This window comes from Arthrobacter sp. SLBN-112 (genome assembly GCF_030944625.1).
Taxonomy (GTDB): Bacteria; Actinomycetota; Actinomycetes; order Actinomycetales; family Micrococcaceae; genus Arthrobacter.
Genome location: NZ_JAUSXY010000001.1, coordinates 3,951,920 through 3,967,302 on the forward strand (window position 1 = coordinate 3,951,920; position 15,383 = coordinate 3,967,302).

12 protein-coding genes are annotated in these 15,383 nt (G+C 64.7%); 11 read left to right on the top strand and 1 reads right to left on the bottom strand.

The window, feature by feature from the left end; genetic code table 11:
* Positions 1-233 precede the first annotated feature (233 nt).
* From QF050_RS18300 to QF050_RS18315, 4 genes are all read left to right on the top strand, one after another.
* Positions 234-1,424 carry an ROK family transcriptional regulator gene (locus QF050_RS18300; RefSeq protein ID WP_308931692.1) on the top strand — a complete coding sequence of 397 codons (1,191 nt, stop codon included), beginning with the start codon at positions 234-236 and terminating at the stop codon, positions 1,422-1,424.
* 131 nt (positions 1,425-1,555) lie between these two features.
* Positions 1,556-3,115, top strand: a complete 1,560-nt coding sequence (gene mmsA / locus QF050_RS18305; RefSeq protein ID WP_308931693.1) for a multiple monosaccharide ABC transporter ATP-binding protein — start codon at positions 1,556-1,558, stop codon at positions 3,113-3,115.
* A 44-nt stretch (positions 3,116-3,159) separates the two neighbouring features.
* Complete coding sequence (mmsB, locus tag QF050_RS18310; protein WP_308931694.1) at positions 3,160-4,446, top strand: multiple monosaccharide ABC transporter permease; 1,287 nt, start codon at positions 3,160-3,162, stop codon at positions 4,444-4,446.
* A gap of 51 nt (positions 4,447-4,497) precedes the next feature.
* Positions 4,498-5,595 (top strand): substrate-binding domain-containing protein, encoded by a 1,098-nt coding sequence (locus QF050_RS18315; protein ID WP_308931695.1) that lies wholly within the window; start codon positions 4,498-4,500, stop codon positions 5,593-5,595.
* Positions 5,596-5,679: 84 nt separating this feature from the next.
* Here the strand turns inward: QF050_RS18315 and QF050_RS18320 are convergent, their stop codons facing one another.
* The gene (locus QF050_RS18320) at positions 5,680-6,924 is read right to left on the bottom strand and encodes a polysaccharide lyase family 1 protein (RefSeq protein WP_308931696.1); all 1,245 of its coding nucleotides are present in this window, start codon (positions 6,922-6,924) and stop codon (positions 5,680-5,682) included.
* A 448-nt stretch (positions 6,925-7,372) separates the two neighbouring features.
* Here QF050_RS18320 and QF050_RS18325 point away from each other — a divergent pair, with 448 nt between their 5' ends.
* The 7 genes from QF050_RS18325 to QF050_RS18355 all read left to right on the top strand — a co-directional run bounded on the left by QF050_RS18325 (position 7,373) and on the right by QF050_RS18355 (position 15,320).
* Positions 7,373-8,809 carry an FtsX-like permease family protein gene (locus QF050_RS18325; protein ID WP_308931697.1) on the top strand — a complete coding sequence of 479 codons (1,437 nt, stop codon included), beginning with the start codon at positions 7,373-7,375 and terminating at the stop codon, positions 8,807-8,809.
* A 2-nt stretch (positions 8,810-8,811) separates the two neighbouring features.
* A complete protein-coding gene (locus QF050_RS18330; protein WP_308931698.1) occupies positions 8,812-9,519 on the top strand; it encodes an ABC transporter ATP-binding protein in 708 nt (235 codons plus the stop codon).
* A gap of 120 nt (positions 9,520-9,639) precedes the next feature.
* Positions 9,640-10,710: a Gfo/Idh/MocA family oxidoreductase gene (locus QF050_RS18335; RefSeq protein ID WP_308931699.1), complete on the top strand. Its 1,071-nt coding sequence runs from the start codon at positions 9,640-9,642 to the stop codon at positions 10,708-10,710.
* Between the two features lie 119 nt (positions 10,711-10,829).
* A complete protein-coding gene (locus QF050_RS18340) occupies positions 10,830-11,777 on the top strand; it encodes a hypothetical protein (protein WP_308931700.1) in 948 nt (315 codons plus the stop codon).
* An 88-nt stretch (positions 11,778-11,865) separates the two neighbouring features.
* Entirely contained in the window at positions 11,866-13,305 is a 1,440-nt protein-coding gene (locus tag QF050_RS18345; RefSeq protein ID WP_308931701.1) for a hypothetical protein, read from the top strand.
* Positions 13,306-13,590: 285 nt separating this feature from the next.
* The gene (locus tag QF050_RS18350; protein ID WP_308931702.1) at positions 13,591-14,820 is read left to right on the top strand and encodes a serine/threonine-protein kinase; all 1,230 of its coding nucleotides are present in this window, start codon (positions 13,591-13,593) and stop codon (positions 14,818-14,820) included.
* Positions 14,817-15,320, top strand: a complete 504-nt coding sequence (locus tag QF050_RS18355; protein WP_308931703.1) for a hypothetical protein — start codon at positions 14,817-14,819, stop codon at positions 15,318-15,320. Before QF050_RS18350 ends, QF050_RS18355 begins: the two co-directional genes overlap by 4 nt.
* The last annotated feature ends 63 nt before the right edge of the window (positions 15,321-15,383 follow it).

The following is a 15,383-nucleotide window of genomic DNA, read 5'->3' on the forward strand; positions in this document are numbered from 1 at the left end:
ACCTTCTATACGCCTGTCCATTTGGAGTGGACGGGCCGGACTGTTCACTCCCTCCAGCGTAGCCAGCGGCGGCGATACAGCGCTGGGTCGTTTGGACCCGCCCACCCCCGCGCCGGGACGGAATGCACGGCCGCGTCAGCCGGCACCGCCCAGCCGCCCTCCGCACCCCGTACTCCCGTCGTTATGCGTTAACTTCTTGACTGCAAGAGGAGCGATAGGGCAATCTTCTTAGCATGTCCGCAACCACGCGCTCAACGAGGAGCAAGCCCAAGAACCCCGGCTCGCAGTCAGCCCTGCGGCAGCTGAACCAGCAGCGGATCATTGAGGCACTTATGGGGGGTCCGTCCACGCAGGCGGAGCTCGCCCGGCAGACAGGGCTGTCCACCGCCACCGTCTCGAACATCGTCAAAATCATGCTGGACTCCGGCCTGGCCTCCACCGAACCCATTACCAGTTCCGGCCGCCGGGCACTGAACGTACGGCTCAACAGCAACGGCGCCGTGGCGGTCGGCATTGACTTCGGCCGCCGGCACTTGCGGGTGGTCCTGGCCTCCCTCAGCTACCACGTCATTGCCGAAGAATCCGTACTGCTCCCCCTCGGCCACCAGGCAGGCGACGGCATCCAGGCGGCGGTGGAACTGCTGGAGAAACTGCTCCGGGAAAGCGGTGTGGAACGCAGCTACATGGTGGGCGCCGGCGTCGGAATTCCAGGCCCCATAGACCGTCGGACCGGTACAGTCGCGCAGGGGGCAATCCTTCCCGAATGGGTGGGCATCAACATCCTCCAGCACCTTGAGGAAACCCTGGGAATCCCGGTGTTTGTTGACAACGACGCGAATCTTGGCGCGTGGTCCGAAGTCACGTGGGGGCAGCACTCGGGGGTCAGCAACCTGCTGTTTTTGAAGATCGGTTCCGGCATCGGCGCCGGCTTGATCCTCAACGGAGCGCCGTACTACGGCAACGTGGGAATCACCGGCGAAATCGGCCATGCCACCATCCACGAGCAAGGGCTGGTGTGCAGGTGCGGGAACCGCGGATGCCTGGAAACCATCGCGTCCACCACCACCATGATCGAACTCCTGAGCCGCGGCGAGGACCGGCCCTTGACGCCCGCGGACATCGTCAGGAAAGCCTTGAACCGGGACTCCGCAACCCTCCGCGTGGTGGACGACGCGGGCCTGGCTGTGGGTCGCGCCCTTGGCAACGTGGCCAACCTGATCAACCCCGAAGTCATCGTGGTGGGCGGGCCGCTGGCAGGCCTCGGCGACATCCTGCTGGACCCAATCCGCAGGGGGCTGATCCGGCATGCGGTGCCGGTGATCGGCGAAACCACCACCCTGGCCATGTCCTCGCTGGGCGACCGCGCCGAAGCCCTGGGAGCGGCCGCTTTGGTGTTCCAACATGCAGGGATCCGTAGGTCGTAGACCATTTTGTTATCCGGCAATTGCGTTAAAGACTTGACGACAACAGCTGTGATCCAGTTTACTTTTGGTTCAGACGGCCCTGCGCTTTGCCGGCCGGACAAAGAAGTCATTGCATTGGAGGGTTAGGGCTCATGACGTCCCAGACCACGCATACGGATCCGGTCATCCTTGAGATGCGGTCCATCACCAAAGAGTTCCCCGGCGTTAAAGCCTTGTCGAACGTGAGCCTGCGGGTTAAGGCCGGCGAAATCCACGCCATCTGCGGCGAAAACGGCGCCGGCAAGTCCACCCTCATGAAGGTCCTGTCCGGCGTCTACCCGTACGGAAGCTACGACGGCGACATCGTCTACCAGGGGCAGATCCAGCACTTCCGGGACATCAGGGCCAGCGAACACGCCGGCATCGTGATCATCCACCAGGAACTCGCGCTGATCCCCGAACTGTCCATCATGGAAAACATCTTCCTGGGCAACGAACCCACCAAACACGGCGTGATCGACTGGGCTGAAGCCCGCCTGCGGTCCCTGGACCTGCTGGCGCGCGTGGGCCTGCGTGATGACCCCGACACCCCCATCAAGGAAATCGGCGTCGGCAAGCAGCAGCTGGTGGAAATCGCGAAGGCGCTGAACAAGTCCGTGAAGATCCTTATTTTGGACGAGCCCACGGCCGCCCTGAACGAGTCGGACTCCCAGCACCTGCTGGACCTGATGCTGGGCCTGAAGGCCAAAGGCATCACCTCGATCATCATTTCCCACAAGCTCAACGAGATCGAGCAGATCGCCGACTCCATCACCATCATCCGCGACGGCAAATCCATCGAAACGCTCGATGTCAAAAGAGACGGCGTCGACGAGGACAGGATCATCAAGGGCATGGTGGGCCGCACCCTGGAATCGCGGTTCCCGGACCACACCCCCAAGATCGGCGACGTGTTCTTCGAGGTCAAGAACTGGACCGTGGGCCACCCCAACATCCAGGACCGGCTGGTGTGCAAGAACTCGAGCTTCTACGTACGCCGCGGCGAGATCGTAGGTTTCGCGGGGCTCATGGGCGCCGGCCGGACAGAACTGGCCCGGTCCGTGTTCGGCCGCTCCTACGGCCGGTTCATCGACGGGCACATTTATAAGGACGGCAAGGAGATCGTCCTCAAGAACGTCCGCCAGGCTATTGACGCCGGGCTGGGCTATGTCACGGAGGACCGCAAATCCCTGGGCCTGAACCTGCTGGACGATATCAAGACCACCACGGTGTCGGCGAACCTGCGGAAAATCACCCGCCACTTCGTGGTGGACGAGAATCAGGAATTCACCGTCGCAGAACAGTACCGCAAGTCCCTCCGGACCAAGACGCCCTCCGTTGAGGAAGGGGTGGCCAAGCTTTCTGGGGGGAACCAGCAGAAAGTGGTGCTGGCCAAGTGGATGTTCACCGACCCCGACCTGCTGATCCTGGATGAACCCACCCGCGGCATCGACGTCGGCGCCAAGTATGAGATCTACGGCATCATCCAGCAGCTCGCCAACCAGGGCAAGGGAGTAATCGTCATCTCCTCGGAGCTCCCCGAACTCCTGGGCCTCTCCGACCGTATCTACACCATCTTCGAAGGCGCCATCACCGGTGTCCTGAACAAAGACGAGGCCAGCCAGGAAAGCCTGATGAAGCTGATGACCTCCGCCCGTAAAGCCGCCGCCTGACCCTCTGGACCACTCCAGACCTTCCGGACACAAGGACTGAAACAATGAACGCGCTCAAGAAGCTCTTTGGTGGCAATACCCGCCAATTCGGCATGATCTTTGCCCTGGTGGCGTTGATTATCTTCTTCCAGATAGCCACTGAAGGCCGGACGCTGACCCCCGGCAACGTGATCAACCTCTTCAACGGCAACTCCTACATCCTCATCCTGGCCATCGGCATGGTGCTGGTGATCATCGCAGGCCATATCGACCTTTCCGTCGGTTCAGTGGCGGCCTTCGTGGGCGTCACCGTTGCGATAGCCATCCGTGACTGGGGCATCCCCTGGTACCTGGGCGTCCTCGTGGGCCTCCTCCTCGGCGCGCTCATTGGTGCCTGGCAGGGGTGGTGGACCGCCTATGTGGGCATTCCAGCCTTCATCGTGACCCTGGCCGGCATGCTCCTGTTCCGCGGCTTCAACCAGTTCGTTGGCAAGTCCAACACCATTCCCGTGCCACAGGATTTCCAGTACCTGGGCTCCGGTTACCTGCCTGAGGTCGGCCCCAATACGTCCTACAACAACCTCACGGTGCTGATCGGCCTCGCAGCCGTGGCCTACGTCATCTTCAGCGAAGTCCGCCGGCGCCGCACGGCCAAGGCCCTGGGCGCCGAGGTTCCCGAAACCTGGGTGGTTGTCCTGAAGCTGGTCCTGATCTGCGCCGCCATCCTGTACGCCACAGACCTCTTCGCCACCGGCCGTCCCGGAACCTCCTTCCCCATCCCCGGCCTGATCCTCGCGGTCCTGGTCCTGATTTATGGATTCATTTCTTCCAAGACCGTGGTGGGACGCCATATATACGCTGTGGGTGGCAACCGCCATGCGGCTGAGCTCTCCGGCGTCCAGTCCAAGAAGGTCAACTTCCTGGTGATGATGAACATGTCCATCCTGGCCGGCCTGGCCGGCATGATCTTCGTGGGCCGCTCCACCGCTTCCGGCCCGTTCGACGGCGTCGGCTGGGAACTCGACGCCATTGCTGCAGTCTTCATTGGCGGCGCAGCCGTGACCGGCGGCGTGGGCACCGTGATCGGATCCATCATCGGTGGCCTCGTCATGGCGGTCCTGAACAACGGACTCCAACTCCTCGGCGTCGGCGCCGACCTGACCCAGATCATCAAGGGCCTGGTACTCCTGATCGCGGTCGCCTTCGATGTCTACAACAAGTCGCAGGGCAAGACGTCGATCATTGGCATGCTGACCAGGAACTTCAACCGCTCCTCCGGCGGTGGCCCGAGCAACCCGCTCCAACCCGACGAGACCACCTCCACCAAGGAAGCGATCGCCAGGGAAGCCTGAGACCCGCATCCTGATCGAGTTATCCAACACAAAGAAAAGAGAACCCCAACAATGCGAATGTTTGGTAAAACAGGAAAGGCTGCGGCAGTTGCTGCGATTGCGGCCCTGGCTCTGACGGGTTGCGGCCGCGCTGACAATTCCGGCAGCGGATCCAGCAGCGGCGCCAGCGGCTTTCCCCAGAACTCCGACATCGGCGTCGCGCTTCCCCAGAAGACCAGCGAGAACTGGGTCCTCGCGGAGAAGCTGTTCAACGATGGGCTCAACGGAGCCGGCTTCAAGGCCGACGTCCAATTCGCCAATGGCGGCGTTTCGGAGCAGCAGAACCAGATCAGCGCCATGATCACCAAGGGTGCGAAGGTTATCATCGTGGGTGCCATCGACGGCGCCCAGCTGGGCACGCAGCTGAAGCAGGCCAAGGACTCCGGCGCCACTGTCATTGCCTATGACCGGCTGTTGCTCAACACGCCGGACGTGGACTACTACGTGGCCTACGACAACTTCAAGGTCGGCGTACTGCAGGGCCAGGCCCTGCTGGACGGTCTGAAGACCAAGAAGCCGAACGGGCCGTACAACATCGAGCTCTTCGCGGGCTCCCCTGATGATGCCAACGCCAAGGTCTTCTTCGACGGCGCCATGAGTGTCCTGCAGCCGAAGATCGACGACAAGACCCTCAACGTTGTCTCCGGCCAGAAGACGTTCGAACAGGCCGTCACCCAGGGCTGGAAGGCCGAGAACGCCCAGAAGCGCATGGACACCCTGCTGGCCGGCAGCTACACCAGTGCCTCACTGGACGGCGTGCTGTCCCCGAACGACACCCTGGCCCGTGCAATCCTGACCTCGGTCAAGGCTGCCGGCAAGCCGTTGCCGATCGTGACCGGACAGGACTCCGAGGTTGAATCGGTCAAGTCCATCCTTGCCGGGGAGCAGTACTCCACCATCAACAAGGACACCCGCAAGCTCGTGGAGCACGCAATCACCATGGTCAAGGATCTCCAGGCCGGCAAGACGCCTGAGATCAACGACGACAAGTCCTACAACAACAAGGTGAAGACCGTTCCGGCCTACCTCCTGCCCCCGGTCATCGTGACCAAGGACAATGTGAAGACGGCCTACGTCGACGATCCCGTCCTCGGCCCGATCACCAAGTAGCGCCCTTTAGGAGAGCCGGATAGAACCGGCAGCAGGAAAGCCCGGTCCCTTCGTGTGAAGTGGGCCGGGCTTTCCCGCGTCTGCCTACTGCTGGACCCGGAGCACTCCCGGTCCGGTGAACTGCAGTGCGTGGTTCTTCACGGCCTCCGGTGTGGTGAATGCCTTGTAGCCGTAGGCGTCGGCAGGATTCCAGCCCACATCCGTGGTGAAGTCCCAGCCGGTCCAGTCCGCGGCAGGAGTTCCGGTCTCTTCCGCCCCAGCCAGAGCCTCCGCACGATGTTGCTCAAAGGAGGCACGGGCGACGGCGTTCAGATCGGCTTCGGACCCGTTGAACCACGACCCCGTATCGCTGAAACGGTTGCCGTTGTAGCTGCTGACCATGACGCTCTGGTCAGCGCCGGGTCCGGTGTATTCGAAGGCATTGCGTTCGGAATAGATCCGTGATTCATAGCCGGCGCCGAGGAAGTAGCTGTGGCCGCCCTGCCCTTCGCTGATCATGGGGTACTCGGGATCATCCGTGCTGCCAACGAAGTAGTTGTTCACCACATGGACCTCGCCGAAGCGTACGCGCGGTCCGCGCTGCTGGATGTTCTCGAAGAGGTTTCCGATATATGTGACACGAAGCTTCCCGCCGTCCTTGTCCACGTGCTCATCACCCGATCCCAGGAGCATGGTCTTGTCGTGGTTGGACAGGCTGCTGTTCGAAACGGTGACGAAATCGGTGCCGTCCTTAAGGTCCAGCAGTCCATCGTGCCGATTGGCAGGCTTGTTCCGGAAACCCATCGGCGCCTCACTGTCGGGGAACCTGCCGTCGGACAGGTGGACGTGGTCTATCCAAACGTGGTTGGACGTCACTGAAGAGACAGCATCAAAGCGCGCGTTCCAGGCTCCGTCGCCGTCGTCGGGAGACCATGTGGTGAAGAAATCCACGGGCGCTTCAATGCTGAGGTTGCGAATGACCACGTTCGAGGCGCTAAGGATCACGATGTTGGCGCCCACGAAGCCAGCGCCGCCATCCACCCCGACGAGGGTGGTGTTGCTGGGGATGCTGACCTCGATCTGCCGCTTCATGTTGTTGCTGCCCGTCTGGCGCAGTTGGCGCTGCTTTTTGCAGTAATCGAAGGCCTGGTCGCTCCACACCTTGCCCTCCGGCCCGAAGCAGGACATGTACTTGGTGATGTCGTATCCAGGCGCGTAATCCTGTTCCCCGAGGATGCGACCCTCCGGTGCCTGGTTGCCGTCTATGGTGCCGCTGACGTAAACCACCTTCGGCGCCGTGGGCTCGCCATGGTTGGCCAGCGCAGCCTTCAGCCCGGCAAGTGTGCTCACCTCATAGGTGTTTGCGGTGGCTCAACCGGCCGTGGTCCAGTCCGCGGGGACCATCCCCTTCTCCGTCGCTTAGACACAACGCATAGAGGCCCCATCGGTCGCTGAGCGACCTCCTGGACCTGATGCGCCGCGATGCGCTCCTACGAGAAGGGGTTGGTCCCGGCTGGTGCCTGGGCACAAGGAGGGGCGCGGTTCTTCGCGTAGGAGCGCATCGCCGACCAAAGCGGCGGGGAGGTCGCCCGGCGACCGGAACGCCGCGTCGGGAGGTGTCTAAGCGACGGCGAAGGGCCGCGGCCCGCCGCGGTGAACCTACCGCAGGACCTGCGATCTGCCGGAAATCTCACTTCACAGCACAAACACAGGTTTGGCCGGATTCCTGCACAGCATGCCCGGGGAGGGTTGATTCGAAGCCGGCCCTCCGCGCCGGCACCTGAGTCCTAGGAGTAACGTGAGCGTCCTCGCCCGAAGCGTAGGCAATGCCTTCAGAAACAAGGTCCGCACCGCTGCTGTTGTCGCGGTCCTGGCCGTCGCCATTGGATTGGCCCTGGCCATGCTGGTGGCAAACCAGGCAGTCGGAGCTAAAGTCCAGGAGCTCAACGCCTCCGTCGGCACCGTCCTGACCGTCAACCCTGCCGGCGGGCAAGGTTTTGAAGGCGGCGGGGAGCCGCTCACCGCCGACCAGGCAGCCACCGCCGCTGCCGTGCCCAACGTCAGTGCCGTCGTCGGGACCTCATCGCTCCGCCTCCGCAATGCCGCTCAAGCCGCAGCGCAGGCAGCGGCGGGCCAGACAGGCCAGGCCGGTCCCGGCGGCGGGCAGGGCGCCCCCGGCGGCCAGTCCGCAGCCACCCTGACCACCAGCCTGACTGCGGCGGTGGACGCCGGCACGCTGGGCAACCGCAACCAGCAGGCCAACGGGACCACGGGATCCACCGGAAGCACGCAGGCGGTCAGGTCCCTGCCAATCACCGCCACCGGGATCGGCGCCGAGGTGGACAGCACGGGCAAGGCGCTGAACATCACGCAGGGCTCCGGACTTGGCGACTACTCAGCAGCATCAACCAGCGCGCTGCTCGGCACAACCCTGGCTGAGAAGAACAACCTCGCCATCGGTTCCACCTTCACCATCAACGACCAGACCTACACGGTCGCCGGACTGTTCGACGCAGGCACCGCGTTCGGCAATAACGCCGTGTACGTGACGCTGCCCACCGCCCAGACCCTGGCCGGGACGCCCAGTGAGCTGTCCAGCATGATTGTGACGGTCAACTCGATGAACAATGTGGCCTCCACCAAGACGGCACTGCAAACGGCGCTCGGCACCGACAAGGCAGACGTCACACAGGGCCAGAACCTGCAGACTGCCGTCAGCTCCCTGGACAGCGTCAAGAACATCTCCTTCATCGCATTCATCGCCGCCCTTGGCACTGCAGGCCTGATTATCCTGCTCATCATGGTGATGCTGGTCCGGGAGCGGCGCCGCGAGATCGGCGTGCTGAAAGCCATCGGCGCGCCTAACCGCACCATCGGCCTCCAGTTCGTCCTGGAAGCACTGGTGCTCGCCGCCATGGGCAGCGCAGTGGGAGCCGCCATCGCATCATTCGCCAGCGGCGGTATTGCTTCGGCCCTGATCAGCAGCAACAGCACCACCACTGCCGCCACAACCACCGGCCGCGGGTTCCCGGGCGGGGCAGGGGGCTTCCCCGGCGGCCAGGGCGGTCCCTTTGGCGGCGCCTCCCAGCTGTTGAACTCCGTGACCGCGAGCGCATCACCTGAAGTCATCGCCGGTGGCATTGCTGCAGTGTTCGGCGTCGCCATCGTCGGCGCCCTGGTTCCCGCGCTGCTCACGGCGCGTATCCGTCCCATCGAAGTCCTGCGAGGAGAATAGCCATGATTGAAGTCAAGAACCTGGTCCGCACCTTCAACTCAGGTGACCGCACCATCAAGCCGGTCAACGACGTCAGCTTCGTCCTGGAGCAAGGCAGCCTCGCCTCGATCGTAGGCAAGAGCGGCAGCGGCAAGAGCACCCTGCTGTCCCTCCTGGGTGCCCTGGACAAACCCACCAGCGGAGACGTGGTGGTCAACGGTGTGAGCCTCGCCAGGATGCCGGACGCCAAACTGACCGAGTACCGCCGGCGCGATATTGGTTTCGTATTCCAGCAGTTCAACCTGATCCCCAACCTGTCAGCCGTGGATAACGTCATGCTGCCCATGGAGTTTGCCGGAATGCGCAAGGCAGCCCGGCTGCAGCGCGCAAAGGAGTTGCTGGAACAGGTCCAGCTGGACCCGTCCAAGCATGAGCGGCGCATCAACAGGCTTTCCGGCGGCGAGCAGCAGCGCGTAGCCATTGCCCGGGCACTGGCCAACGAACCCAAGCTCATCCTCGCCGACGAGCCCACCGGGAACCTGGACGAGCAAACCGGCGACCACATCATCGAGCTCCTCAGCTCGCTGAGCCGGGACCACAACACCACCATCCTCGTGGTGACGCACGACCGGGCCCTCGCCAACAAGACCGACCGCCGCTTCCGCCTGCAGCAGGGCAAGCTGACGGAGGAACCCGTCAGGGGCCGGCCCGCCGTCGCCGCCACCGCCTAAGGCATCCGGGGCTCAAGGTGCGGGCAATACGCCCTGGCCTTGAGCCCCTTTGTTCCGTTCCCGTGTCCACTCTTGGCTACGCAGTCCCCACCACCGGCAGCGCTGTGACAGGATGGCGATATGACTGCTCCCATCGCCACGCCATGGCTGACCAGCCAGCCTGACCAGGACCCCCGGTCCGCCACGGGGGATCCGCTTCGCTGGGGAATCATCGCAACGGGCAGCATTGCCCGCGCCGTCTCACAGGATCTCGCGTTGCTCCGGGACGCCCGGCTGTACGCCGTCAGTTCCCGGGCGCAGGACTCCGCGGACGCGTTCGCAGTTGCCTACGATTTTGAGAAAGCCTACGGGGACGACGACGGTGTTCCCGGCTACCAGCGGCTCCTCGCCGATGACGCTGTGGACGTGGTTTACGTCGCAACGCCGCACGCGCAGCATCACGAGATTGTCCTCGCCGCCCTCAACGCCGGCAAGCATGTGCTGTGCGAAAAAGCCTTCACCATCAACGCCCGCGAAGCGGCCGAGCTCATCGATGTTGCCCGGAGCCGGAAGCTGTTCCTGATGGAAGCAGTCTGGAGCCGGTTCCTGCCCTCAATGCAGCGGGCTTTCGAAATTGCCGCTTCGGGTGAACTGGGCGATATCCACTGGATCAGCGCCGACCTCGGCTTTCCTGCGCCGTACTCACCCACCGCCAGGCTCTGGGCGCGCGAAGACGGCGGCGGTGCGCTGCTGGATTTGTCCGTTTATCCACTCCTCTGGGCGCTTGGCACCCTTGGCTTTCCCCAGACTGTGAGCGCCACGGGGTTCGTTAACGACGACGGCGTGGACGCCCAAAACGCGATGACTCTCGGTTACAGCCACGCAGCCCAGGTCCAACTCAGCTCATCGCTGTTGGCGCATGGTCCCCGGACCGCCACTGTTGCCGGAAGCCTGGGGTTCCTGCAGAGCGTCGGATCCATCAACAGTCCGCGCGAACTCATCATCGCCAATGGGTGGGAAAACCGCCGGATGGAAACGTTCGACGTTGTGGGAAAGGGCTATACCTACGAACTGCGCGAAGTGATGCGGTGTGTCCAACAGGGACTCACCGAAAGCCCGGTGATGCCTCTCGAGGATTCGCTGAACACGATGCGGCTGTTCGACGGCGTCCGCGCGCAATTGGGCGTAACGTACCCCAACGACAGCCACTAGCGCTTGGGCCGATTTCCACGATTGTTTGCGCCAACCCCTAGACTTCCCGGAATGTCCGGTCCTACCCTGTAGACAGCATCGATTGCACCGGTCACTGGGGGGTGGTACGTATGGCTCGAATGAGTTCGCCATGGCGTGCCATGCGCCCGGCCCTCCTCGCCGGGGCAGCGGCAGTCATGTGGCTGACGCTTTCGTCCACGGCAGCATCCGCCGACGCCGGATCGGACTCCTCGTCCCTCCCAGGCGGTGCCACCGGCACGGTTCTATCCCTGGCCCATAGCCTTGCGGATACGGTTTCACCGCCTCCTGCCGGCTCCGCGGCGGGAGTTACTGCTGAACCCGGGCTGGCGCAACCTGTAGCCGCACGGATTTCCGGACTGGCGGACAACGCCATCGCGGGCGCTCCCGTGCTGGAGCAGGTGGTTCCGCCGGGAACTGTTTCCACAGTGTCTGCTCCGCTTGCTGAGGTTGCCGATGCCGCGACGACCGGGGCGGTGCAGGTGGTTGTGGCCCCCGCAGCCGAGGCCGTTCCCGTGCTCCAGCCCATTTCTGATCTCCTGACCGGCGCCTCCACAGTGGCCCTTCCTGCTCCGCCCATCAACGCCCTAAAAGCAGATCTTCCTGCCGTGGTCATCGCGGATCCTGAGGTTGCCCAGCCTGCGCCATTGGAAGCGCCCGCGGCCGCCCTGGAAACACCGTCGGAACCGGGCCCGGATTCCGGGGCGCTGCTGAACGAGCTTGGGGTCTGGGACGACGCCAGGTTGCAGACCACGGGTAATGCTGCCCTGGCAAGCATATTCGGGCAGTATTCGGCAATGCCTGCCTCCGCTGATCCTGATTCCGGGCAATCCCTTCCCGTTGACCCGGCGCAGCTGCCTGACCGGGTTCCTGCGGTCCCTGCGTCCGGTACGGGCAGCGGCGGATCATCCGGAGGTCCGTCCGGGGCCGCCGCGTGGCTTAGCCCGTTCGACTTTGGTTTTGAACACCCCGGCGCAGCCCCCGCCGGGGAGGCTTCCGAGCACCTCCCTGCTCCGGTATCGTTCGACCCCGGTTCTTCACCTGACTAGTTGAGGCCGCCTGCCCTTTTCGGGCAACACGTGGCATAACGGGCAGCGGATCGCGCGCCCGAACCTCAACTTTTCAGGAGTAATCACCATGAGTACCAACCTTCGCAGGGGGCTGCTTGGCACCCTCTTTGCCGGCGGCCTTCTGGCCTTCGGCTGCACCGCCGCAAACGCAGCGGACACAACCAGCGGGACTGACCTTTCCGCGTCCGCCCTCATCTCGGCGGCGCCCACTGATTCGACGTCGTTGGGCCTGCTGGGTGACCCAACGCCGTCGAGCTCAACGGGCGTCGCCGCCGCCGTGGACGTCAACCTCGGCACCAACGCCACCGGCACAGGCACCGGGACCACCGTCGACGCAGCCGTAACCCTCGGCACCGCCACCGACCCCGCAACCACCGGCACCACCGACCTGGCAGCCGCAGCGGACGTCAACCTCGGCACCAATGCCACCGGCACAGGCACCGGGACCACCGTCGACGCAGCCGTAACCCTCGGCACCGCCACCGACCCCGCAACCACCGGCACCACCGACCTGGCCGCCGCAGCGGACGTCAACCTCGGCGTCGGCACCAACGCCACCGGCACAGGAACCGCCACCGTTGACGCAGCCGTAACCCTCGGCACCGCCACCGACCCCGCAACCACCGGGACCACCGACCTGGCCGCCGCGGCAGACGTCAACCTCGGCCTCGGCACCAACGCCACCGGCACAGGAACCGCCACCGTTGACGCAGCCGTAACCCTCGGCACCGCCACCGACCCCGCAACCACCGGGACCACCGACCTGGCCGCCGCAGCGGACGTCAACCTCGGCCTCGGCACCAACACAGGCACCGGGACCACCGTCGACGCAGCCGTAAACCTCGGCACCGCCACCGACCCCGCAACCACCGGCACCACCGGCCTCGCCGTCGACGCAGCCGTAACCCTCGGCACCGCCGCCGACCCCGCAACCACCGGAACCACCGACCTGGCAGCCGCGGCAGACGTCAACCTCGGCCTCGGCACCAACACCACCGGTGACACGGCGAGTGGAGTCGATGCCAGCGTTGACCTGGGCACCGGAACTGCAGGCAGTGGCGGCCTGGATGCCGCCGCCGACCTCGGCATTGATCTCGGCACCGGACTTGGCGTTGACAACAGCACGGGCACCACAGGCCCGGCCGACGGCACCACCGGAGATTCCGGAACCCTTGATCCGGGAACCAGCACCCCCGGCGCAGGCGATCCTGCGGGCAACGGCAGCGATGGCCCGGCCAGCGATGCCGGCACCCTTGACCCCGGGACCAACAACGCGGGCACGGGCGACGTCCCGGCAGCTTCCGCAGGCTCAAGGGCCGTCAGCGGAGCCATCGCCACCGTCACGGCCCCGCTCAGCAACCCTGCCACGGGAAGTTCCGCCCTCGGCAACACCGGGACAGCCAACACCAGCCTCGCCAAGACCGGCTGGGATGGATCCCTGGTGCCCCTGGCCCTGCTGCTCCTGGTGGCAGGACTCCTGGCTCTCCGCAAGCGCAAGGTCTCTTGAGGCCCGTCTCTGCAGGATAAGTAACGCCCGCACACAGGCGCCTGAAGCGGCTGCGTCGTGCGGGCCGGCGAGAGGAGGACACCCACCCCAAACAACGTGAGCGCAACACAAAACATGTCATCAGCACACATGTCCTTGTAGCCAATGGTCCGGCGGAAATGCTTTTACCAGCCGCCGGGCCGTTGGCGTGCCGCATTGCCAAAGCCAAGGTCAATCTGTGGTTTCACTGCGCCCCTCGTATAATTTGGGGTACGACAGTGCCGCAGCGCACCGGGAGGAACGGTCATGGTGGCGGAATCGCCTAGCTCCATCAAGAATGAAGTGGTCGGCGGACGTTACCGTTTGAGTGAGGTAATAGGCCGGGGCGGAATGTCATCGGTGTACTGTGCCCACGACGAAAACCTCGGCCGCGACGTCGCCTTGAAACTCTTCGCCCCGCAGGCCCCGGACGCGGATGAGCTCAAGCGCCAGGAAGCCGAGATCCAGTTGCTCGCCACGCTCAACCATCCGGGGCTGGTCACACTGTTCGACGCTGGAATCGACGACCGGATTCCGGACGAACCCAGGCCCTTCCTGACCATGGAGCTCGTCGAGGGCCAGGATCTCCGCGGCCGCATCCGGCACAGCCGGGTGCCATTGGAAGAACTGTCCGTTATCGGCGCAGGAATCGCCGATGCCCTGGCCTACGTGCACGGCCTGGGCATCATCCACCGCGACGTCAAACCCGGCAACATCCTCCTGGTCCAGATCCGTCCCGGCGAGCCCCTGCGCCCCAAACTCACCGACTTCGGCATCGCGAGGATCGTCGACTCCACCAGGCTCACCGCCACCGGGACAATGGTAGGCACCGCCGCCTACCTCAGCCCCGAGCAGGCCCTCGGCAAGCCCCTGTCGTCGGCAACCGACATCTACTCCCTGGGACTGGTTCTGCTTGAGTGCATCAAGGGCACCGTGGAGTACCCCGGCAGTGCGGTGGAATCCGCTGTTGCCCGGCTGCATCGCGCCCCGGAAATTCCCGACGACGTCCCCGCCGAATGGGCTGAGCTCATCCGCTCCATGACTTCCATCGAGCCACTCGAACGGCCAACCGCCGCCGACATCGAGACCTCGCTGCGTCACGCCCTGGTCTCGCCCGCCTCCACGCCCGGCGAGCTTGCCGCGGAGACCACCAGGGTGCTGCCCGCTATGCCCTTCCACCCGCCGTCCATCACCGCCGAAGAATCGGTGGAGGAGCTGCGCGAAGCGTCTGCACCCGCCGGAGCGGCCGATCGCAACGCAACGGCCCCGGCCGTCGCGCGGCGGCCGCCGGAGAAAAACGCCTCCCGATTGCGCCGGTTCTTCTGGCGCAAACGGTTCTGGCTGGCAGTGGTCCTCGGCATCCTGGTGGTTGCCGCAGCCGCCGCAGCGGTGATGATCAGCGTGTCCGCCCGGCCCGCCGACGTCGTGCCCTATCCCACCGTCACGGGCACCCTGGGCGACCATCTGAAGGAACTCCAGAAGAGCGTGGCCCCTTGACGTTGCGCTGGACTGCCGTGGTGCGGTTGGCCGTGGCCGGCTCCGCGGCGCTGCTGGCCGCCGCCCTCCTGGGTGCGTGTGCCTCCCCCGGGACCGGCCTGCAACGGGAAGCCGCCACCCAGTTCCAGGCCCGGGTACTGGAAGTTACACAGGCGGCCTCACAGGACGATCCTGCCTCAGCCCTCAAGGCGCTGGACGGGCTTGAGTCCGATCTCTCGGCGGCAGCGGCGAAGGGCCAGGTTTCGGAGGAACGGAGCCACAGCATCACCACCGTCGCCAGTGCCGTCAGGGCAGATCTCAACGACGCCGTTGCCGCCCAGCAAGCTGCCGCGAAAGCCGCCGAGGACGCGCGGACAGCAGCGCAGAAAGCGGCCCAGAGCCCCTCCGCCACAGCGGATGCACCCGCCTCCCAACCCGCTCCCGCCCAAGGTGGTTCGGGCAGCGGCGCGGCGGACACCGCCAAGAACAACGGCGGCGACAAGGGCAAGGGCAAGAACTAACCCACGCCATGAGGCTGGCATGCAAAGAGGCGGTGCTCCGGAATCATCCGGAGCACCGCCTCT

Excerpts from the sequence above, each read along its gene's own strand:
- QF050_RS18315 (WP_308931695.1), top strand. The coding sequence starts at position 4,498 with ATGCGAATGTTTGGTAAAACAGGAAAGGCTGCGGCAGTTGCTGCGATT.
- QF050_RS18300 (WP_308931692.1), top strand. The coding sequence starts at position 234 with ATGTCCGCAACCACGCGCTCAACGAGGAGCAAGCCCAAGAACCCCGGC.
- QF050_RS18350 (WP_308931702.1), top strand. The coding sequence starts at position 13,591 with ATGGTGGCGGAATCGCCTAGCTCCATCAAGAATGAAGTGGTCGGCGGA.
- QF050_RS18335 (WP_308931699.1), top strand. The coding sequence starts at position 9,640 with ATGACTGCTCCCATCGCCACGCCATGGCTGACCAGCCAGCCTGACCAG.
- QF050_RS18345 (WP_308931701.1), top strand. The coding sequence starts at position 11,866 with ATGAGTACCAACCTTCGCAGGGGGCTGCTTGGCACCCTCTTTGCCGGC.
- QF050_RS18330 (WP_308931698.1), top strand. The coding sequence starts at position 8,812 with ATGATTGAAGTCAAGAACCTGGTCCGCACCTTCAACTCAGGTGACCGC.
- mmsB (WP_308931694.1), top strand. The coding sequence starts at position 3,160 with ATGAACGCGCTCAAGAAGCTCTTTGGTGGCAATACCCGCCAATTCGGC.
- QF050_RS18340 (WP_308931700.1), top strand. The coding sequence starts at position 10,830 with ATGAGTTCGCCATGGCGTGCCATGCGCCCGGCCCTCCTCGCCGGGGCA.
- mmsA (WP_308931693.1), top strand. The coding sequence starts at position 1,556 with ATGACGTCCCAGACCACGCATACGGATCCGGTCATCCTTGAGATGCGG.